The organism is Enterobacter cloacae subsp. cloacae ATCC 13047, assembly GCF_000025565.1.
GTDB lineage: Bacteria > Pseudomonadota > Gammaproteobacteria > Enterobacterales > Enterobacteriaceae > Enterobacter > Enterobacter cloacae.
Window position 1 is genome coordinate 678,665 of the sequence record NC_014121.1, and the last position, 19,652, is coordinate 698,316.

The following is a 19,652-nucleotide window of genomic DNA, read 5'->3' on the forward strand; positions in this document are numbered from 1 at the left end:
TTAGTGTTTTCCCCCTCTCCCTGTGGGAGAGGGCCGGGGTGAGGGCACCAGACCGCAGAGGACTCAACCCCCAAGCGTCGCCACCATCACCGCCTTAATCGTATGCATCCGGTTTTCCGCCTGGTCAAACACGATGCTCGCCGCCGACTCAAACACCTCGTCCGTCACTTCCATCCCGCCGTGCAGGTCGAACTCCTTCGCCATCTGCTTGCCGAGCGTGGTCTGGTCGTCATGGAACGCGGGCAGACAGTGCAGGAACTTCACGTTCGGGTTGCCGGTCAGCGCCATCATCTGCGCGTTCACCTGATACCCACGCAGCAGCGCAATTCGCTCCGCCCACTTCTCTTTGGCTTCGCCCATCGACACCCACACGTCGGTATAGATAAAGTCCGCACCCTTCACGCCCGCCGCCACGTCTTCCGTCAGGGTGATCTTCCCGCCGTGCTTCTGGGCCAGCGCGCTGCATTCCGCCACCAGGCTCTCTTCCGGCCAGCAGGCCTTCGGAGCCACCAGACGCAGATCCAGCCCGGTCAGCGCTGCCGCTTCCAGCATTGAGTTGCCCATGTTGTTGCGCGCGTCGCCCGCGTAGACCAGCGTCATCTCGTTAAACGCCTTGCCCGGCAGGTGCTCCTGCATGGTCAGCAGGTCCGCCAGCAGCTGCGTTGGGTGGAACTCGTTGGTCAGCCCGTTCCACACCGGCACGCCCGCGTACTGCGCCAGCGTCTCGACCACTTCCTGGCCGTGACCGCGATACTGAATGCCGTCGTACATCCGCCCGAGCACGCGCGCGGTGTCCTTAATTGACTCTTTATGCCCAATCTGACTGCCGCTCGGCCCTAAATAGGTGACGCGCGCGCCCTGGTCAAATGCGGCAACTTCGAAAGAGCATCGTGTACGGGTTGAGTCTTTTTCGAAGATGAGCGCGATGTTTTTGCCAGTAAGCTTTTGTACTTCCTTGCCATTTTTTTTATCGGCTTTGAGCTGTGCGGCAAGAGTCAGCAGAGAAGTGAACTGTGCAGGGGTAAAGTCGAGCAATTTCAGAAAGTGTTTCTTGTACAGATCAGACATTTTATCCTCACATGGCGAACGCCACTTATTGAATTAAAATTCACTTTATATGTGTAATTATTCATTTGCAACCCCGTTTAACAAATCTTTCTCACAAAGGTGGAGGCAAACACGTCCGTGTGTGAAAATAGAAGTATCTGCCGCACTTTAAAGAGGAATGAGCCATGGCAAACCCGGAACACCTGGAAGAACAACGCGAAGAGACGCGTCTGATTATTGAAGAGCTGCTGGAAGACGGTAGCGATCCGGACGCGCTGTACACCATCGAGCACCATTTCTCTGCGGATGATTTCGACGCGCTGGAAAAAATGGCGGTGGAAGCTTTTAAACTGGGTTACGAAGTGACCGAGCCGGAAGAGCTGGAAGTGGAAGAGGGCGATACCGTCATCTGCTGCGACATCCTGAGCGAAGGCGCGCTGAAGGCGGAGCTTATCGACGCGCAGGTAGAACAGCTGATGAACCTGGCCGAGAAGTTTGACGTGGAGTACGACGGCTGGGGAACCTACTTCGAAGATCCGAACGGTGAAGACGGCGAAGAAGGCGACGACGAAGATTACGTCGACGAAGACGACGACGGCGTGCGTCACTAAGCGTTTCAGGCGGTGGCGCGCGCCACCGCTTTTTCAAGGCAGAACCATGGATTACCCGCAGATACTCGCCCCCGTACTTAACTTCCTCCAGTGCCCGACCCCGCAAGCATGGATTGATAAAGCCCGCGACCCGGCGAACCTGCCGCTGCTGCTCACCGACCACATGGTGTGCGAGCTCAAGGCCGCCCAGACCGCGCTATTACTCGTGCGTAAATACGTCGCCGACGAAAGCGGTGCTGACGCGCTGCTCGACTGGCTCAAACCCTACGAACAGTTCACCTTCCGCGACGGCCCGGAGCCGGACTTCATCGCCCTGCACAGGCAGATTGGCAAAAGCGTGATGCCCAAAACCGACGACCCGTGGGGCCAGGCGCTCATCGACAGCATGGTGCTGCTTATTAAAGAGGAGCTGCACCACTTCTGGCAGGTGCGCGAGGCGATGCTGGCCCGCGACATTCCGTACGTCAAAATCACCGCCAGCCGCTATGCCAAAGGGATGCTGAAGGAAGTGCGCACCCACGAGCCGCTGACGCTGATCGACAAGCTCATCTGCGGCGCCTACATCGAAGCCCGCTCCTGCGAACGCTTCGCCGCGCTGGCCCCGTTCCTCGACGACGACCTGCAGAAGTTCTATCTCTCGCTGCTGCGCTCGGAAGCGCGCCATTATCAGGACTACCTGACGCTGGCCCAGCAGGTGAGCGACGACGATATCTCACCGCGTATAAAGCTTTTTGGCGAAATTGAAGCCACACTTATCTCGACACCGGATAACGAGTTTCGCTTCCACAGCGGCGTGCTGGTGTAAACCGGCATAACTCAAGGATAAGGATGCGAGATGAATAAAACGTGGACCCGTATTGTGATTGTCGTCATTGCGGCTGCCGCCGTGGCGTTCTGGGTGTTTTTCGACAGGCAGCGCGCCCCGGAACGGCAGATGGATAACGCCCTCAACGCGATGCCCGCCTGGCAGGTGATTAAGGAGCAGGAGCCCGCGCTGCACCAGCGCATCCTCGACCAGATGGCCGCCCTGCAAAAAGCGGGCGAGCCGGAGCAGCAGATTATCGACACCATCCAGCCGCAGATCCTGCATCTGCAGATGACGCGCCTGCAAAACGCACCGGACGCCAACGTGGTGAACTACATGACCATCAATATGGAGCAGACCGCCGCCATCCAGAAGGTGAGCGACGACGCCTGCTTCCGCTTCCTCTACCCGATGGTGAAGGGCGGCATCAACCCGATGCGCATGCTGGATAAAGACCTGATGGCGCGGCGCATGCAGGCCGATGCCGACATGATGCGCGCGGCCTACGGCAAAAACCGCCACATCGTGACCCAGGCCGAGCGCGAGGCGGCTGTCGAAGATGTGCGGCCGATTATGAAGGCACTTGCCGATAAGTACGGCGAGGACATCCAGCTGCTGCAGATGCCGGAGAAGGCGGTGGGCAAAGAGAAGCTCTCCTGCGATATGGTGCAGGAGATGTGGGCGAAGGTGCTGGCGCTGCCGGAGCAGAAGGCGGCGAGGGTGATTAGGCTGGCGGTATCTGAGCTGGACTGACGGTAGCGCTGGTTTTTTGGGCACTTAGCGCAGGTTTAGCGCGTCGTCGCTTGCATGGCGGCGCGCGACAGGTATAATCCACAACGTTTCCGCATCCCCTTCAGTGCCGAAGTGGCGAAATCGGTAGACGCAGTTGATTCAAAATCAACCGTAGAAATACGTGCCGGTTCGAGTCCGGCCTTCGGCACCATTAGTACTTCCAATATCATCCGAGAAAGTCCATCAAACCCTTTGAAATCAACGCTTGCAGCGGTTTTTACGTCCTGAGTTGTCCGTGGTAGTCCGTTGAAATCCGGATGTCATTGGGGGCATAATTGGGGGCATCTTAACTTCTGACCTGCTCCCCGTTGATTAGTACACCCCGATGTTAGTAATGTCTTCATAAGCCACATGAGGACATCCCCATGAAGAAGCGTTTTTCCGACGAACAGATCATCAGTATTCTCCGCGAAGCCGAAGCTGGGGTACCCGCCCGTGAACTCTGCCGCAAGCATGCCATTTCCGATGCCACGTTTTACACCTGGCGTAAGAAGTATGGCAGTATGGAGGTGCCTGAAGTTAAGCGCCTGAAGTCGCTTGAGGAAGAGAACGCCAGACTCAAGAAGCTGCTTGCCGAAGCCATGCTGGATAAAGAGGCGGCTTCAGGTGGCTCTTGGGCGAAAGTACTGACGACAGACCAGAAGCGGGAAGCCGTGATGTTGATGTGTGATGCGACCGGTCTGTCGCAACGTCGTGCCTGCAGGCTTACAGGTTTATCCCTGTCGACCTGCCGCTATGAGGCTCACCGTCCGGCTGCTGATGCGCATTTATCAGGGCGCATCACTGAGCTGGCACTGGAGCGCAGGCGTTTTGGCTACCGTCGTATTTGGCAGTTGCTGCGCCGTGAAGGGCTTCATGTTAATCATAAGCGCGTGTACCGGCTTTATCACCTCAGTGGCCTGGGCGTAAAACGCAGAAGACGTCGTAAAGGGCTGGCAACAGAACGTCTGCCGCTGCTCCGTCCGGCGGCGCCCAATCTGACCTGGTCGATGGATTTCGTCATGGACGCACTTTCCACCGGTCGCAGGATCAAGTGTCTTACCTGCGTCGATGATTTCACAAAGGAATGCCTGACGGTCACTGTTGCCTTTGGGATTTCAGGCGTTCAGGTCACGCGTATTCTGGACAGCATTGCACTGTTTCGAGGCTATCCGGCGACGATAAGAACTGACCAGGGGCCGGAGTTCACTTGCCGTGCACTGGATCAATGGGCCTTTGAGCATGGTGTTGAGTTGCGCTTAATCCAGCCGGGCAAGCCAACGCAGAACGGATTTATTGAGAGCTTTAACGGACGATTTCGCGATGAATGTTTGAATGAGCACTGGTTCAGCGATATCGTTCATGCCAGGAAAATTATTAATGACTGGCGGCAGGATTATAACGAATGCCGCCCGCACTCCACGCTGAATTATCAGACACCGTCTGAATTTGCAGCGGGCTGGAGAAAGGGTCATTCTGAGAATGAAGATTCCGACGTTACTAACTGAGTGTTGTATCTAATCGTGGGGGCAGGTCACTGATAAAGAGCTGTTGTTCCCGGGGGATCATGATGCAACTCAGGTCATGAGTGAAAACACGATAAATAGCGCATTGCGTGCGATGGGCTATGACACGAAAACCGAAGTTTGCGGACATGGATTTAGGACGATGGCGCGTGGTGCTATGGGGGAGTCAGGGTTATGGAGCGATGACGCGATTGAACGACAGTTGAGCCATTCTGAAAGAAATAATGTCCGTGCTGCGTATATTCATACCTCTGAGCATTTGGATGAGCGTCGTTTGATGGTGCAATGGTGGGCTGATTACCTTAAAGCAAATGAAAGCAAAGCAGTTACACCTTATGATTTTGCTAAAATAAACAAAAAAAATTAGAAAAATAAACGCCTATACTTTCAATAGGCGTTTATTTTTTATTAAACACTTTGATCATAATCTTCCAGTAGCAACTTTTTTTCGCACTTCGTCCTTCCAGTTACCACTATGGATTATTCTATCGAAATTATTCCCTGCTCTTCCTGATAACAAATCAATTCGTGATAGCTTGCTGATTTCATCCCAGTTATCATAGAGGATGTATATCGCATTACCATATTCTATATTCTCAAAAACAACCAGATCGTCCTCTAGCATTGCTCCAAGATAATTACTGAACGTACTATTCCCGGTGACAATCTTTTTAGGTTCAAGGCTCATAAAGAAGTCATATCTATTTTCTGCAACATTTTTCTTGTCTGGAGTGATATTTTTTCCTCTAAAGATTCTTGATAAAACTTCTTCTTTACTACCTGGTGGGAATATGTCCCATGACACTATAAGTGTGTCAGCATAAGTTGATATAGGCTTATCAGCATTTTCAACTCCACATTTACCAAGATTTTCTTGGAGAAGATTTAAGTCGAATAATAAATCATCATCAAACGTGCTCGATTTTTTTTCTAAAATTCTGGTCACTCTGAAATTAAATATGAAATGACTCCCCGAAGACTGTTTGTGATTAATTTCAATTGCTATTAGTTTCGGTGGGATAATGTCTCTGGGGTACTTCTCGTGAGGTAGTCTAACAGTATGCGTACCGTTGGAGCTATCACCCCAGTTAGGGGACTCAATTTCAGTGTAATGAGTTTCTTTAGGGAGATCTCTTCTAACGATCTCTTCACCGAAAACATTTTTAAGAGAATATTTTCCCTGCAATGGATCCGGTATTACTGACGCCTCATATGCATTTACACCATTATCATAGTATATTCCAAGGTGTTCAAGCATTCCATTTTTTAATTGACTTTCTGTAATTGCGATGGAAGTGCCAGCAACAACAGTATTGCCAAGTCTTTTTAGCTTGCTATAAACGTTTTTGGGTATAACTCGTATGTTCCTTTTCATTTTTCCCTCACACTTGATCGTCGATGTCTCGTTGCTCTCTCTTGTTATGTAAGTCATTGATAAACATAACATTCGCAAGTATAACGCTAATTACTGCCTCAATCTGCATGTACGAAATAGCAATAATCAATGCTAAAGATGTGTTTTTTATTACTTCTTGACTCTCAATATAAAGGTGACTCTTGAAAAATACTAGTTTTAGTAAATATATAACAAGTAAAGTTATCATAACGAAAGATGACTTTAGAACACTTCCAACTATTGCTTCTAACCTTCTTGTATCTTCCAGTTGTTCGGTGAAATCAACAGTTTCTATAGTTTTGGGGTTAACGATCCGCTGTAAAGCATTTGGATAAAGAAATGCTAACCAAATTCCCATAATAGTAAAAACCATTCCAGAAACTGATACGAGAAGAGTGCAATAGTTAGCAAAATCGTTATACACATAGTTAATATTGGATGTTGAAATAATCAATAGCGATAAAATGAATATTGCTATGTATATCCGCGTGTATTTGACGATGCCTACTATAGCTTTCAACATTCAATCGGCTTTGTTGAATAAATCGAACTTTTGCTGAGTTGAAGGATCAGATCACGTATCTTCCCGACAACGCAGACCGTTCCGTGGCAAAGCAAAAGTTCAAAATCACCAACTGGCCCACCTACAATAAAGCCCTCATCAACCGTGGCTCCATAACTTTCTGGCTGGATGATGAAGCTATTCAGGCCTGGTATGAGTCAGCAACACCTTCTTCACGAGGCAGACCTCAGCGCTATTCTGACCTTGCCATCACTACTGTGCTGGTCATTAAACGCGTATTCAGGCTGACCCTGCGGGCTGCGCAGGGCTTTATTGATTCCATTTTTTCTCTGATGAACGTTCCGCTACGCTGCCCGGATTACAGCTGTGTCAGCAGGCGGGCAAAGTCGGTTAATGTCAGTTTCAAAACGCCCACCCGGGGTGAAATCGCACACCTGGTAATTGATTCCACCGGGCTGAAGGTCTTCGGTGAAGGCGAGTGGAAAGTCAAAAAGCATGGCCAGGAACGCCGCCGTATCTGGCGTAAGCTGCATCTCGCCGTTGACAGTAAAACACATGAAATCATCTGCGCTGACCTGTCTGATGTAGCCCCCTGAAACACCAGACAGTAGCTGTATCTCCAGATAAGAGATAGGCTTGAATATATGTCTAACACTAACACCAATTTTGAGATGACCGGGATCCTGTTAGGGCAAGAAGTCCGTAAACGTAAAACTCCTCAGGAGAAGATCGCCATTATCCAGCAGACGATGGAGCCGGGTATGAATGTCTCCCATGTCGCCCGCCTGCATGGTATCCAGCCCAGCCTGCTGTTTAAGTGGAAGAAGCAATATCAGGAAGGCAGCCTCACCGCCGTTGCGGCTGGAGAGGAAGTCGTTCCTGCTTCTGAGCTTACTGCTGCTCTGAAGCAGGTCCGGGAGCTTCAGCGCCTTCTGGGCAAGAAGACGATGGAAGTTGAGATCCTGAAAGAAGCCGTGGAGTACGGTCAGTCGCGAAAATGGATAGCGCACGCGCCCTTGTTGCCAAAGGACGGGGAATAGCCATGGTCAGCCGGACCATGGGCGTGTCGCGTGCGCAACTGTCACTGCGGATTAACCGTTCTGCCGACTGGCAGGACAGGCGCTGTAACCGGCGTAATGAAGAAGCAGACGCAGAAATACTGTCGGCTATCCTCAACATTATCAGCGATATGCCGAGTTATGGTTATCGACGCGTGTGGGGCATCCTGCGCAAGCAACGTCGCACAGAGGGACAGCCACCTGTGAATGCCAAACGGCTTTACAGGATAATGAGCGAGCATAACCTGTTGTTGTTGCATCACAAACCAGAGCGACCGAAGCGTGAACATAAGGGCAAGATAGCGGTGGCAGAAAGCGATATGCGCTGGTGTTCAGATGGCTTCGAGTTCGGCTGCGACAACGGCGAAAAACTGCGGGTAACGTTCGCGCTGGACTGCTGCGACCGTGAGGCCATAGACTGGGCAGCAAGCACGGGAGGCTATGACAGTTCGACCGTGCAGGATGTGATGCTGAGGTCGGTGGAAAAGCGCTTCGGCGACAGGCTGCCCCGACACAGGCGGTGCAGTGGCTGACGGACAACGGGTTCAGCATATACCGCGCATGAAACGCGGAGGTTCGCCAAAGAGCTGAATCTGGAGCCATGTACAACAGCGGTGAGCAGCCCGCAGAGCAATGGCATGGCCGAACGGTTCGTGAAGACGATGAAGGAAGACTATATCGCGTTCATGCCGAAACCGGATGTGAGAACAGCCCTGCGAAACCTTGCAGCGGCGTTCACGCATTACAATGAAAATCACCCGCATAGTGCGCTGGGATATCACTCTCCGAGAGAATACCGGCGGCAGCGGGCATCGTTAACTTAAGATACAAAAGCTGTCCGGAAATGGCGGGTCAAGATCACTGCGCTGACCTGTCGCTGAACAACGTTACGGACTCAGAGGCCTTCCCCGGGTTAATCCGGCAAACCCACCGGAAAATCAGGTCAGCCGCCGCCGATGGCGCTTACGATACCCGGCTATGTCACGATGAACTGCGGCGTAAGAAAATCAGCGCGCTTATCCCTCCCCGAAAAGGTGCGGGTTACTGGCCCGGTGAATATGCAGACCGTAACCGTGCAGTGGCTAATCAGCGAATGACCGGGAGTAATGCGCGGTGGAAATGGACAACAGATTACAACCGTCGCTCGATAGCGGAAACGGCGATGTACCGGGTAAAACAGCTGTTCGGGGGTTCACTGACGCTGCGTGACTACGATGGTCAGGTTGCGGAGGCTATGGCCCTGGTACGAGCGCTGAACAAAATGACGAAAGCAGGTATACCTGAAAGCGTGCGTATTGCCTGAAAACACAACCCGCTACGGGGGAGACTTACCCGAAATCTGATTTATTCAACAAAGCCCATTCAATCTTCTCCAGATGCTTTCTTTTTTCTTGACTGAGATTGTAATGCTTTTAATTCTTTTAATATAGGGGAAATGAATTCTTTTCTTTTGTGTGATATTTGTTCGTAAATATATGCAGCAGAATATGTTGAATAGTCTTCGGAAGGGATATTAATAATATCACGCATTCTATATTTATCTACCCATGTTATGCCCTTGTCTGTAGCAAATCCGACATTGTCCCAGAGACGTTTTTCTCTATCCTCAGCAGAATATTTTTCAATTATTTCTTTAACTTCTTTCAAGGATGGTTTTGCTTCTGCTTTTATTTCAATCTGTCTTGTTCTAGTGTTTTTCTTTCCGGACACAAATGGGACGAGTGTGCTGAAGGTTTTTAACCAATCAGCTCGAGCGTCATTTGGATTTATAATAATGGTTTCTCTACGCACAATATGTGTTATTTTTGGTACCAATTTACCTAGCTCAGTATGAGTAGTTTCTAAGCTTCGAAGCTTCATGTCAAATCTGTACATGTATTTATATAAGTCTTCATCATCAGTATTAGATAACCTTATATATCCTTTCTCGGTTTTGTTTTTAACTCTTTTGCTATGTTTAACTCTATTTGTGATAGATGCATGCACATAGTCTTGAAATAGTTCAGAGTCACAAACAGAATGGTCAAATTTAATTGATACTATAGTTTCAATCTCAGGGATAATCCAATAGAAGCATGGTCGACCCCAGATTACTTTCTTCCCTTTATAGCTATTAGTATATTTAACGACTGATGAACTGCCGATTTCACCATCTTCACTCGCCCCTAATAAAGAACCAGTACTATCAGTATCAGATTTCCATAACATGATTAAGAAATCGCCAGTATTTGCGTCCTTGTAAATGTCTTTGCAATAACACTTTGATCGGTTTGGTTTTTCTTTTGGATCCCATGGTATCGTGAGTGCAAGAGATTTAGTTCCCACCCAATTCTGTATGAGGTCGAATGTTTCGCTAAGTTCTAAACCATATGTATTGTCATCATTTACCTTGTATAAACCACATTTATTAACCTTGAAGAAATTGAGATGCCCTACATTCATGCTCTTTCCTTAGCTTCTTATCTTGGGATATGCACCACGATCAAAAATTAAGCATACTCCCATTGACTTCATGTGGGCAATTTTTTTTACCCTGTAATTTGATCAGTTTAACGTTAAATTTTCGTGAGTTACCTGAGCCTTTTTCGCTTCTTTTTGATTACTGATTCCACTAGCTGGATGTAAATTTAATAATTATCCTCATTGCTTGGCGCGCAATGCTCTCCCCGCCACGCCTGCCCGCTTAAGGGGGCGCATTTAATGCAGGTGCATGACCGGCCTCAGGGCGCGCCAGTGCTGGCGCTGGCGGGGGTTCCAGTATAGGTAAAACGCATGCAAAACCATGCACCTTATGCATGCATGGCTTTTTTACGGGAAAAAGGCGGGATTTTCGGGAATTTTTTAAAGGACTACTGCGCGGCCAGCTCTGCGCGTCGGCGGGTGTAATTCAGGTTCTGTGCGGGTGTGAATTTTTCACGACAATCATCGCGCGAGGCCGCGTCAGGCCTGAATCCGATGGCCGTTAAAATGTCATAATCCTGCACCGAATAATTAATTTTTTCACCGGCGGTCAGCCAGACCAGCAGCGCCTCACGCAGATAGTCGAGTGAGTGCTGCATGGCGCAGCGCTGAATGGCGGCATGCTGCCCGGAATAATTCATCAGCTCCGGGGCAAGGGCGGCGGCCAGCTCCGCGCCGTGCGCCTGCATAAAATCATTCAGACGGTTACGGATGCTGATGCGCTGCACCTCCTCATGCGAGCGGATATAACGCCCGGCAGCCTGATTTATTTCCCACTTTTTCACATCGATAATTTCGCGCAGGGTTTGCAGACTCCGGCCGCTGTGGTCGTTACCGGCAAGCTGTTCGCGGTATGCCTGTTCGGCCTGCTTCAGTTCATCCCGGCGTTGCAGCCAGGCGGATTTATTTGCCTGACAGGCCTCAAAGGCTTTCTGTAGCGTCAGTGTGGTCACGTATGTCTCTCCTGATGTCTGGCCGTGCTCACGCACCGGCACGGTTAACGGTGGCCGCCGGTGCGGGTACAGGGGTAACCGGCTCAGTAACCGGTGAACGGATAATCCCGTCAACGGATTCAAGCGTACGGAAGGTCGCCGAGCACTCGACGTTCACGCACTGGTGATAGCGCTGTTTGACGTTCTCAGACAGATAGCGACTGGTGCGGGCGTGCGCACTGGTTTTGCAGAACGGGCAGTGAAACATGCTTATACCTCCGCTTTTGTCTCGCCATTACCAGCCAGTTTTCTGGCGAGCATCATTCTCTTCACCGGGCTGCGTAACAGCTCCATATCCACACCGTTAATCTGCGGCCGGTGCATGCCCGTCACGGACAATACCGGCTCCTGCTTCATATCGAAGTGATACAGGCTGCCCTGACGGCTCAGCGCATCGCGCAACTCGCCGATGGCCACGGACTGGGGTGCACTGTCACCCTGCATTTCGAGGGCGCGAATGCGCAGCAGGAAAGCACGAATGAGCGCGGCGGGGAGCGTGTTGACCGCCTGAGCCCATTCCGCGCCGGCATAAGTGGTAAAGGCATCATCATGCGCTGACAGGTATTTACTGGCGGTCGAGCAGGCATTCAGCATGGCGCGTGTCCGATCAGTTTCCAGCTCCGCAATCAGGCCGGTGAACTCGTCGGCCAGCTCGCGACTGGCGATACGCCTGCTGTGCTCAGCTTTCATTTCAGGGGTGAGATTGCCGCGCAGGGTGCGGAAGCGACTGCGCCAGTCCTGCTCCGCCTCTGCACTCTCACTGAGGGCGGTCTGCCGCTCCTGCTTACAGCGTTCAATGGACGTATCAATCTCTTTCAGTTCCTGCATGCTGGCCGCGTGCGTGTCTCTGGCCGCAGTGAATGCGCTCAGCTTGTCTGTGATGCGCTGGCTGCTCTCTGCTGACTGTTGAGCGGCTACATTCTGCAGGTCGGTAATGACTGTTTCGGGTTTCATGTTCAGGCTCTCCGTGTGTTCAACCTGAAATGATTCTGCCCTTCATGACACAACATCTCGATTCATTGCAGTTGTGGCAGTTCTGGCACAAACACCACTTAAAACCCGGCTTGCCAGAGAAAGGTCTCAGCAAAACCTTACTCATCGTTTGTTTTTTTACTGATAACTGTTCACCACTGTTCACCATAAATAAAAATATAAGTAATACAGTAAGTTAAAGGGTGAGCAGTTGCAGGTCTGACTGTTCACCGTCTGTTCACCACTGTTCACCTGCCGTTCTGGCTTATCTCAGGGCTTTTATATTTTATTCCGGTCAATGCAGGAGGTATTAATCAGTAAAAGTAATCATGGGTTTTCCATCAATTGCCACTGATTGCCAGCAGTTGCCATGGGTTTGCCACATTCGATAAATCAACGGTCTGGATGCAAAATCGTCTGTAAAAGACTTGTTGCCCTGAGGGAAAATATTCACAAAATAGAGAGCTACCCGAGGCCGGACGGACACGACCGGCACAGTATGGACTTTATGAGGTAGCCCGATGCACACCGCTTTTTCTTCCCCGTCTTCTGCCCCTGCCGCCCCGATGATGCCGGTCTCTGATGCGGTTCAGGAACGCTTTATCCGCCTGCCCGAAGTGATGCATCTGTGCGGTCTGTCCCGGTCGACCATTTACGACCTCATCAGCCGGGAGGCTTTCCCGAAACAAATCAGCCTCGGCGGAAAAAACGTGGCGTGGGCGCAGTCTGAAATCACCGCATGGATGGCGGATCGCATTGCCGAGCGCAACCGGGGCTGTGACGCATGATGATGACCGTTCAGCAAACAGCCCCTTTTTCTGGCTTGCTTCCTGTCGCCGTTTCCAGGTATAGTTTTCCCGCTGTCGCAAAATCGGCAGCCGGAATTGGCGTTCCGCGAAACTCAATGGCGACACCAGACGCGCCGTGCGTCTTTTTTTTCGTCGTAGCTCAGGCACACCCATTTTCCGGGCTGTGGTGTCTCTTTTTACACCATGGTTCCAGCAAGATAATGGTAGTCCGGGCGGGGCAGCCTTCGGGCTGGCCGGTATCCATTGAGGCCGGTTACGCCAACCCCGTTCGGGCTGCCACCAGTGAAATTGGCGTTTCCGGTGGTAGCAGTAACCGCTACTCAATGGAGGCTGCCATTATGGCTACTATCCTCACCCCGTCACATCCGCAGTTTGTCTTTGTGTTTGCCGCAGTTCGTCGCGCAGACCGTAAACCCCGTATCTGTATGCTCCGCACCGTTGCCGGTGATGAACACGCCGCACGCCTGTCCCTCGTTCGTGATTACATTCTGTCGTTCGCTGGCCGCCTGCCGGTTACGGAGGTGCGACCATGAAACAGACCCTTATCACCCCTCATGATATTGAGTGCCTTGAGCATATGCGTAATGTCGGCCAGCTCATTGACGAGCTGATGAAGGTGCAGGACTCAACCTCCGTTTGTCGCGACCCGGCGCAGCAGTTGCAGCTCACCTCCGTGATTTACCTCATGACCGCCCAGCTCGACGGCGTGGTCGAGCGCTGCAAAAAGCGCTGGCTGACCGGGGAGGATAACGTATGAAAAAGCCTCTTTCACCTGTATTACGCGCCGCGCTCTATCGCCGCGCCGTGGCCTGTGCATGGCTGACAGTATGCGAGCGTCAGCACCGCTACGAACACCTCACCCTTGATGCGCTGGAAAACGCCATTGCCGACGAGCTGGAGGGCTTCTATCTGCGCCAGCACGGTGAGGCAAAAGGCCGCCAGATTGCCTGTGCGCTGCTGGAAGATTTAATGGAAGCCGGACCGCTCATGGCCGCGCCGTCGCTGTCCTTTCTCGGGCTGGCCGTGATGGATGAACTCTGTGCCCGTCATATCACATCGCCTGTTATGCACTGAGGGAGAAAATAACGATGAAAATGAACGTAACGGAAACCGTAAAACAGGCGTGCGGCCACTGGCCGCGCATTCTCCCGGCGCTGGGTGTGAAGGTCATTAAAAACCGCCATCAGGCCTGTCCGGTGTGCGGCGGCTCTGACCGCTTCCGCTTTGACGATAAAGAGGGGCGCGGCACATGGTTCTGTAACCAGTGCGGTGCGGGTGACGGTCTTAAGCTGGTAGAGAAAGTGTTCGGCGTAACCGCATCAGAGGCTGCCGGGAAGGTGAACGCCGTGACCGGCAACCTGCCGCCGGTTGCCCCGGAAGTGATTGCGGCCGCAGAGGCTGAAACCGATGCCGACCGTAAAGCGGCGGCCGCGCTGGCCGTCAGACTGATGGAGAAAACCCGCACGGCCAGCGGCAACGCCTATCTGACCCGCAAGGGATTCCCCGGTCATGAATGTGTCATGCTGACGGCCACACATAAAACCGGCGGCGTGACGTTCCGCGCCGGTGATGTGGTTGTCCCGCTGTATGACGATACCGGCGTGCTGGTTAACCTTCAGCTTATCAATTCTGAGGGGCTCAAACGCACCCTGAAAGGCGGGGCGGTAAAAGGAGCGTGTCACACCATCGAAGGAAAAAAATAGACCGGAAAACGCCTGTGGATTGCGGAGGGCTATGCAACCGCGCTCACCGTGCATCACCTGACCGGCGAAACCGTCATGGTGGCACTGTCGTCCGTGAACCTCCTTTCTCTGGCGAGCCTTGCCCGTCAGAAACACCCGGCCTGTCAGATTGTGCTCGGTGCCGACCGCGACCTTAACGGCGACGGCCAGAACAAAGCCGCAGCGGCCGCAGAAACCTGTGAGGGTGTTGTTGCCCTGCCGCCGGTGTTTGGTGACTGGAATGATGCGTTTATGCAGAATGGCGGGGAGGCCACGCGAAAAGCGATTTATGACGCCATCCGGCCACCGGCACAAAGCCCGTTCGACACCATGAGCGAGGCGGAATTTACCGCCATGAGCGCCAGCGACAAGGCTCTGCGGGTGCATGAGCATTACGGTGAAGCGCTGGCGGTGGATGCGAACGGCCAGCTCCTGTCCCGTTATGAAGCAGGGATATGGAAAGTCGTTCAGCCGTCCAGCTTCGAACGCGACGTAGCCGGGCTTTTTCAGCGCCTGCGCGCCCCGTTCTCGTCGGGGAGAATCACCTCAGTGGTGGAGACGCTGAAGCTGATTATTCCTCAGCAGGCCGCACCGGCACGCCGTCTGATTGGTTTTCGCAACGGGGTACTCGATACCCAAAGCGGCCTGTTCAGCCCACACAGCAAATCGTACTGGCTGCGCACGCTGTGCGACGTGGATTTTACCCCGCCGGTCGAGGGGGAAACGCTGGAGACCCACGCGCCGAATTTCTGGCGCTGGCTCGACCGGGCGGCCGGTAAAAATCCACAAAAGCGCGACGTGATACTCGCTGCGCTGTTTATGGTGCTGGCGAACCGCTACGACTGGCAGCTCTTTCTTGAAGTCACCGGTCCCGGCGGGAGCGGGAAAAGTATACTGGCCGAAATCGCGACCCTGCTCGCCGGAGAGGATAACGCCACGTCGGCCGATATCGACACGCTGGAAGACCCGCGCAAGCGTGCCTCCCTGATTGGCTTCTCGCTTATCCGTCTGCCTGACCAGGAAAAATGGAGCGGTGACGGTGCAGGGCTGAAGGCCATCACCGGCGGTGATGCGGTCTCGGTTGACCCGAAATACCAGAACCCGTATTCAACGCATATTCCGGCGGTCATTCTGGCCGTGAACAATAATCCGATGCGCTTCACCGACCGCAGCGGCGGTGTGTCGCGTCGCCGGGTGATTATTCATTTCCCGGAGCAGATTGCCCCGGAAGAGCGCGACCCGCAGCTCAGGGATAAAATTGCGCGCGAGCTGGCCGTCATCGTGCGCCAGCTTATGCAGAAATTCAGCGACCCGATGGCCGCGCGCGCACTGCTCCAGTCGCAGCAGAACTCCGATGAAGCGCTCAGCATCAAGCGCGATGCTGACCCGACGTTTGATTTTTGCGGCTATCTGGAAATGCTGCCGCAGACCAACGGAATGTTTATGGGTAATGCCAGCATTGTCCCGCGTAATTACCGTAAATATCTTTATCACGCGTATCTGGCCTATATGGAGGCTAACGGATACAGGAACGTACTCAGCCTGAAAATGTTCGGGCTGGGGCTGCCCATGATGCTGAAAGAGTACGGCCTGAATTATGAGAAGCGGCACACAAAGCAGGGGATACAGACCAACCTGTCACTGAAAGAGGAAAGCTACGGCGACTGGCTGCCGAAATGCGATGACCCCGCAGCGACATAACCAACTCCAGACCGGCAACAGCCGGTCTTTTTCTTTCCGGCAATTGCCATAAGGTGAACAATCCACTGTTCACCCTTCACCGTATATTCACCCTGTATCACTATGAAATTATTGATAAAAAGGCAAAGGTGAACAGTGTGAACAGTAAAACCGGAAAAAACTTTTTATACCCCCTCATCACCATCGTATTGCGGTGATGGTCGCCGGAAACAGGCCAGAAACGCGCTGAGGTGAAGAGTCGACTGTTCACCCTTCACCAACTCATCACCACTTAACTTCATGATATAAAATGAGAAATAACTGAGGTGAACAGTGTGAACAGTAAAATGCAAAAAAACTTTTTTTGTGGGCATTAAGTCCCGGTTAGGATCCGGATTTCGGATCCTAACCGAATAGGGAATTAATCTTTAATTTGGTAGCAATATCAAATAGCTAAGTTTGATATGCTCAAAAAAATCGTTGGGGGCACAAAAGGGGGCATATTTCTTATGATTGTTGTAAATGTTATTGTATTTCAGTTACTTAAGTTGTGATTTGAGTCCGGCCTTCGCACTCATCCTCTAAACACCTCCCTAAGATGCCACTCCACAAACCCCTCCCTTGGATAATTCCCTTTTACCATCGGCAGCGCAATTTGCTTCCCTGCAAAATCCCAGAACAGCCGCCCAACAATCCCGCCCCCATTCACCGCCTCAGACACCAGCACCCGCATACTTTCATCCAGCCCAATCGATCCCTTATCAAACGCTTTATGATGAATTGCACACAACGCCAGTCCGTTCGGGATCTCACATGGTCCGCCAAACTGCTTCCACTTGATATGCGCGGCTTCAAGTCCAACAGAGGCGTTATCATGTCGCATGTTAAACCCGCAGATTGCGCACTCATAGTTATAAGCACGTAGCACCTGCTGCCGGAACAGCGGATCGCGAACCTTACGGATCTGCTGGATATCAAAACCCATCTCATCCGCGAGCTCTTCCTGAATGCTTTCAGGAAAGTGCGCTTCAAGGATCTGCTGCGCCAGCGAGCCGATCAGGTTTTTGTTCTTACCCAGTAGCGCAAAGTGTTCTTCATCAAACCCGCCTGCGACGTTATGTTCCACAAGTTCTTTAACGGGCGGTTGCTTACTGCCATTGGTCGAACAGAACTCAGTATTCTTCAGATCCCAAAATCCATCCCCTTTGAGCCGCCAAAAAGGCATATTCGGGTAATGCGCCTTCCTCTGTGGGCCAAAGCGTTCTAACAGGCTAAGCAACTGCTCGTGGACCTCTGTTCCGTAATCAAACAGTCGCGCATGCCCCTGCTGATAGTTCGCCAGCACGTACAGAAGCAATAAAGGCTTATGCGGCGCACGCTGTTCGCCTTTGCGCCAGATGGTGATGTCGGCAATTGCCTGTTCGAGAGTTTTGCTGGAAGCCATCGCGTTACAGAAGAAGGTAAATAATTGCGATGATGCTCGCAAAACCCAGACCAATCAACCCGTAACCAACAAAAACATGACCTTACCGCACCCAACCTTATTTCCTGAATCCCCCTCGCAAATTCCAAATTTACTCCACACCAAACTGCTGTATTTATATTCAGCCCTGTATAATGAGCATCAGAAATTACGCCGAACGGCAAAGGAAGTATCAAAAAATATTTAAAGAAGAATTCGCGATATGAAGGTGCTGCAACACCCCCATACCGCTAACCACAAACAACTATGAAGGAGTTGAAAATGGCTGCGACGAATTTTAAGCCAGAGTTTACTGTTTGCAAAACAGAATCAGACGCTTTCACCGGCATGATTGAAAACCGCGAGCTGGTACGCAAAAACAGCGCCCGTCGTCTTCACGGCAACCAGCCCAACGCGGCGCCCGTCCATCCCCGCGCGGAAACGCCGCAGGACAGTGCCGCCTGCTGCGAACTGTATGCACGCATAGACATGAAATACCTTCTTTTAGGCGGCGACTGGCTAACCCGTGCAGGCTTTATCAACGGTATGCCGGTAAAAATCCGCGCCATGAAAGACTGCATTGTGATTACGCCACAACATACAAGAGAATTATGGGGATGCCTGGAAGGTATGAGTGTGGTGAATGTAAATAAACAGAAAATCGCTCAGTGGTTAAAAACGTTTCCGGGTGCGTTAAATGACACCGGCGATATTCCGGTGATTAAGCGCAACGCTTGATAAATATCCCGGCCCTGCGCCGGGATTATTATTTATATCGCTCTCAAAACACCGGCACCCCCAGCCCAACCTTCACCTCCCTCAACGTCGCCTGCGTCACCCCCTGCGCCCGTTCGGTCCCTCGCTTCAGCATCGCCATCAACTCTCCCTTGTCCCGCATGTACATTGCCCTCCGCTCCCGCATCGGCGCAATCAGCTCCTGCAAACAACCCTCCAGCTCGTTCTTGCAAACCCGGTCCCCAAGCCCGCCTAACTGATAGTGCGCCTTCATCGCCGCCACTTTCTCCTTGTCCGGATGAAACGCGTCGAGGTACGTAAACACCACGTTCCCCTCAATCTGCCCCGGGTCGCTCACCTTCAGATGATTCGGGTCGGTGTACATGGCGCTGACCGCGCGATGAATGGTCTCTTCGCTGGCAGAAAGGTGCAGCGTGTTGCCCAGCGATTTCGACATCTTGGCGCTGCCGTCGATGCCGGGCAGGCGGCTGGTGTCGCTCAGCATCGCCTTACAGTGGCGCAGCACCGGAGCGGGCAACAGACTGTTCATCTTGTGCACAATCTCGTTGGTCTGCTCAATCATCGGCAGCTGGTCGTCGCCGACGGGCACGCACTCGGCCTTAAACGCGGTGATGTCCGCCGCCTGGCTGATGGGGTAGGCCATAAACCCGACCGGCAGCGAGCGGGCAAAGCCCTTCTGCGCAATCTCGTTTTTCACCGTCGGGTTACGCTCCACGCGGGCGACGGTAACGATGTTCATATACAGCATCGTCAGCTCGGCGAGGGCGGGCAGGGCGGACTGCAGGCAGATCGTGGTCAGGTTCGGGTCGATGCCCGCGGCGAGGTAGTCGGCCAGCACTTCGGAGATGTTGTCGCGGATCTTCTGCGGGTTGCTGCCGTTGTCGGTCAGCCCCTGCAGGTCGGCAATCAGCACAAACTGGTTGTGCGTCTGCTGCAACGCCACGCGCTGGCGCAGCGATCCGACGAAGTGGCCAAGGTGCAGCGGGCCGGTTGGGCGGTCGCCGGTGAGGATGGTTTGCGGGTTCATAAAGACTCCTTAACGTTGTAATGCCGAAAGGGGTCT

At 52.4% G+C, this 19,652-nt stretch carries 19 protein-coding genes, 1 tRNA gene and 5 pseudogenes; 15 read left to right on the forward strand and 10 right to left on the reverse strand.

What is annotated here, in order from left to right; translation table 11 throughout:
• Positions 1 to 63: 63 nt before the first annotated feature.
• The gene (argF, locus tag ECL_RS03265; RefSeq protein WP_013095378.1) at positions 64 to 1,068 is read right to left on the reverse strand and encodes an ornithine carbamoyltransferase; all 1,005 of its coding nucleotides are present in this window, start codon (positions 1,066 to 1,068) and stop codon (positions 64 to 66) included.
• Complete coding sequence (gene argL / locus ECL_RS27625) at positions 1,038 to 1,133, reverse strand: putative translational regulatory protein ArgL (protein WP_213014347.1); 96 nt, start codon at positions 1,131 to 1,133, stop codon at positions 1,038 to 1,040. Before argL ends, argF begins: the two co-directional genes overlap by 31 nt.
• A 99-nt stretch (positions 1,134 to 1,232) precedes the next feature.
• Here argL and rraB point away from each other — a divergent pair, with 99 nt between their 5' ends.
• The 6 genes and pseudogenes from rraB to ECL_RS03295 all read left to right on the forward strand — a co-directional run.
• Entirely contained in the window at positions 1,233 to 1,658 is a 426-nt protein-coding gene (rraB, locus tag ECL_RS03270; RefSeq protein ID WP_006810300.1) for a ribonuclease E inhibitor RraB, read from the forward strand.
• 46 nt (positions 1,659 to 1,704) lie between these two features.
• On the forward strand, positions 1,705 to 2,463 hold the full coding sequence (gene miaE, locus ECL_RS03275) for a tRNA isopentenyl-2-thiomethyl-A-37 hydroxylase MiaE (protein WP_013095379.1): 759 nt from the start codon (positions 1,705 to 1,707) through the stop codon (positions 2,461 to 2,463).
• Between the two features lie 30 nt (positions 2,464 to 2,493).
• A complete protein-coding gene (locus ECL_RS03280; protein WP_013095380.1) occupies positions 2,494 to 3,216 on the forward strand; it encodes a hypothetical protein in 723 nt (240 codons plus the stop codon).
• A gap of 105 nt (positions 3,217 to 3,321) precedes the next feature.
• A tRNA-Leu gene (locus ECL_RS03285) sits at positions 3,322 to 3,406 on the forward strand.
• A gap of 214 nt (positions 3,407 to 3,620) precedes the next feature.
• Positions 3,621 to 4,742, forward strand: a complete 1,122-nt coding sequence (locus ECL_RS03290; protein ID WP_013095381.1) for an IS3 family transposase — start codon at positions 3,621 to 3,623, stop codon at positions 4,740 to 4,742.
• Between the two features lie 31 nt (positions 4,743 to 4,773).
• Positions 4,774 to 5,127 (forward strand): annotated as a pseudogene (locus tag ECL_RS03295) (tyrosine-type recombinase/integrase); the annotation flags it as partial.
• A gap of 54 nt (positions 5,128 to 5,181) precedes the next feature.
• On the opposite strand, the gene ECL_RS03300 reads toward ECL_RS03295, so the two are convergent.
• Together ECL_RS03300 and ECL_RS03305 are read right to left on the reverse strand one after the other, a co-directional pair.
• Positions 5,182 to 6,192: a hypothetical protein gene (locus ECL_RS03300; protein WP_013095383.1), complete on the reverse strand. Its 1,011-nt coding sequence runs from the start codon at positions 6,190 to 6,192 to the stop codon at positions 5,182 to 5,184.
• A complete protein-coding gene (locus tag ECL_RS03305) occupies positions 6,143 to 6,679 on the reverse strand; it encodes a hypothetical protein (RefSeq protein WP_044158907.1) in 537 nt (178 codons plus the stop codon). Before ECL_RS03305 ends, ECL_RS03300 begins: the two co-directional genes overlap by 50 nt.
• Positions 6,680 to 6,717: 38 nt before the next feature.
• On the opposite strand from ECL_RS03305, the pseudogene ECL_RS03310 reads away from it, so the two are divergent.
• The 3 pseudogenes from ECL_RS03310 to ECL_RS03320 form a co-directional block, all read left to right on the forward strand.
• Positions 6,718 to 7,260: pseudogene (locus ECL_RS03310) on the forward strand (IS5 family transposase); the annotation flags it as partial.
• A 90-nt stretch (positions 7,261 to 7,350) separates the two neighbouring features.
• Positions 7,351 to 8,561 (forward strand): annotated as a pseudogene (locus ECL_RS03315) (IS3 family transposase).
• Positions 8,562 to 8,599: 38 nt separating this feature from the next.
• Positions 8,600 to 9,040, forward strand: a pseudogene (locus ECL_RS03320) (IS5-like element IS903B family transposase); the annotation flags it as partial.
• Between the two features lie 59 nt (positions 9,041 to 9,099).
• Here the strand turns inward: ECL_RS03320 and ECL_RS03325 are convergent.
• The 4 genes from ECL_RS03325 to ECL_RS03340 all read right to left on the reverse strand — a co-directional run bounded on the left by ECL_RS03325 (position 9,100) and on the right by ECL_RS03340 (position 12,143).
• Positions 9,100 to 10,179, reverse strand: coding sequence for a hypothetical protein (locus ECL_RS03325; RefSeq protein WP_013095387.1), 1,080 nt, complete (start codon positions 10,177 to 10,179; stop codon positions 9,100 to 9,102).
• Positions 10,180 to 10,586: 407 nt separating this feature from the next.
• Positions 10,587 to 11,150 (reverse strand): phage polarity suppression protein, encoded by a 564-nt coding sequence (locus ECL_RS03330; RefSeq protein ID WP_013095388.1) that lies wholly within the window; start codon positions 11,148 to 11,150, stop codon positions 10,587 to 10,589.
• Positions 11,151 to 11,178: 28 nt separating this feature from the next.
• Positions 11,179 to 11,397 carry an ogr/Delta-like zinc finger family protein gene (locus ECL_RS03335; RefSeq protein WP_013095389.1) on the reverse strand — a complete coding sequence of 73 codons (219 nt, stop codon included), beginning with the start codon at positions 11,395 to 11,397 and terminating at the stop codon, positions 11,179 to 11,181.
• 2 nt (positions 11,398 to 11,399) lie between these two features.
• Positions 11,400 to 12,143 carry a phage capsid protein gene (locus ECL_RS03340; protein ID WP_013095390.1) on the reverse strand — a complete coding sequence of 248 codons (744 nt, stop codon included), beginning with the start codon at positions 12,141 to 12,143 and terminating at the stop codon, positions 11,400 to 11,402.
• Positions 12,144 to 12,682: 539 nt separating this feature from the next.
• Between ECL_RS03340 and ECL_RS03345 the strand changes: the two genes are divergently transcribed.
• The 5 genes and pseudogenes from ECL_RS03345 (at position 12,683) to ECL_RS03365 (ending at position 16,392) form a co-directional block, all read left to right on the forward strand.
• Positions 12,683 to 12,949: a helix-turn-helix transcriptional regulator gene (locus ECL_RS03345; protein ID WP_013095392.1), complete on the forward strand. Its 267-nt coding sequence runs from the start codon at positions 12,683 to 12,685 to the stop codon at positions 12,947 to 12,949.
• Positions 12,946 to 13,503, forward strand: a complete 558-nt coding sequence (locus ECL_RS03350) for a host cell division inhibitor Icd-like protein (RefSeq protein WP_044158902.1) — start codon at positions 12,946 to 12,948, stop codon at positions 13,501 to 13,503. Before ECL_RS03345 ends, ECL_RS03350 begins: the two co-directional genes overlap by 4 nt.
• Entirely contained in the window at positions 13,500 to 13,727 is a 228-nt protein-coding gene (locus tag ECL_RS03355; RefSeq protein WP_013095394.1) for a hypothetical protein, read from the forward strand. Before ECL_RS03350 ends, ECL_RS03355 begins: the two co-directional genes overlap by 4 nt.
• Entirely contained in the window at positions 13,724 to 14,044 is a 321-nt protein-coding gene (locus ECL_RS03360; protein WP_013095395.1) for a DUF5375 domain-containing protein, read from the forward strand. Before ECL_RS03355 ends, ECL_RS03360 begins: the two co-directional genes overlap by 4 nt.
• A 14-nt stretch (positions 14,045 to 14,058) precedes the next feature.
• Positions 14,059 to 16,392, forward strand: a pseudogene (locus ECL_RS03365) (primase-helicase zinc-binding domain-containing protein).
• Between the two features lie 553 nt (positions 16,393 to 16,945).
• Here ECL_RS03365 and ECL_RS03370 read toward each other — a convergent pair.
• Positions 16,946 to 17,815 (reverse strand): phosphorothioated DNA-binding restriction endonuclease, encoded by an 870-nt coding sequence (locus ECL_RS03370; protein WP_013095399.1) that lies wholly within the window; start codon positions 17,813 to 17,815, stop codon positions 16,946 to 16,948.
• 300 nt (positions 17,816 to 18,115) lie between these two features.
• Here ECL_RS03370 and ECL_RS03375 point away from each other — a divergent pair, with 300 nt between their 5' ends.
• Complete coding sequence (locus ECL_RS03375) at positions 18,116 to 18,571, forward strand: SymE family type I addiction module toxin (protein WP_013095401.1); 456 nt, start codon at positions 18,116 to 18,118, stop codon at positions 18,569 to 18,571.
• A gap of 43 nt (positions 18,572 to 18,614) precedes the next feature.
• Here ECL_RS03375 and trpS read toward each other — a convergent pair whose 3' ends face one another.
• Positions 18,615 to 19,616, reverse strand: coding sequence for a tryptophan--tRNA ligase (gene trpS, locus ECL_RS03380; protein ID WP_013095402.1), 1,002 nt, complete (start codon positions 19,614 to 19,616; stop codon positions 18,615 to 18,617).
• Between the last annotated feature and the right edge of the window lie 36 nt (positions 19,617 to 19,652).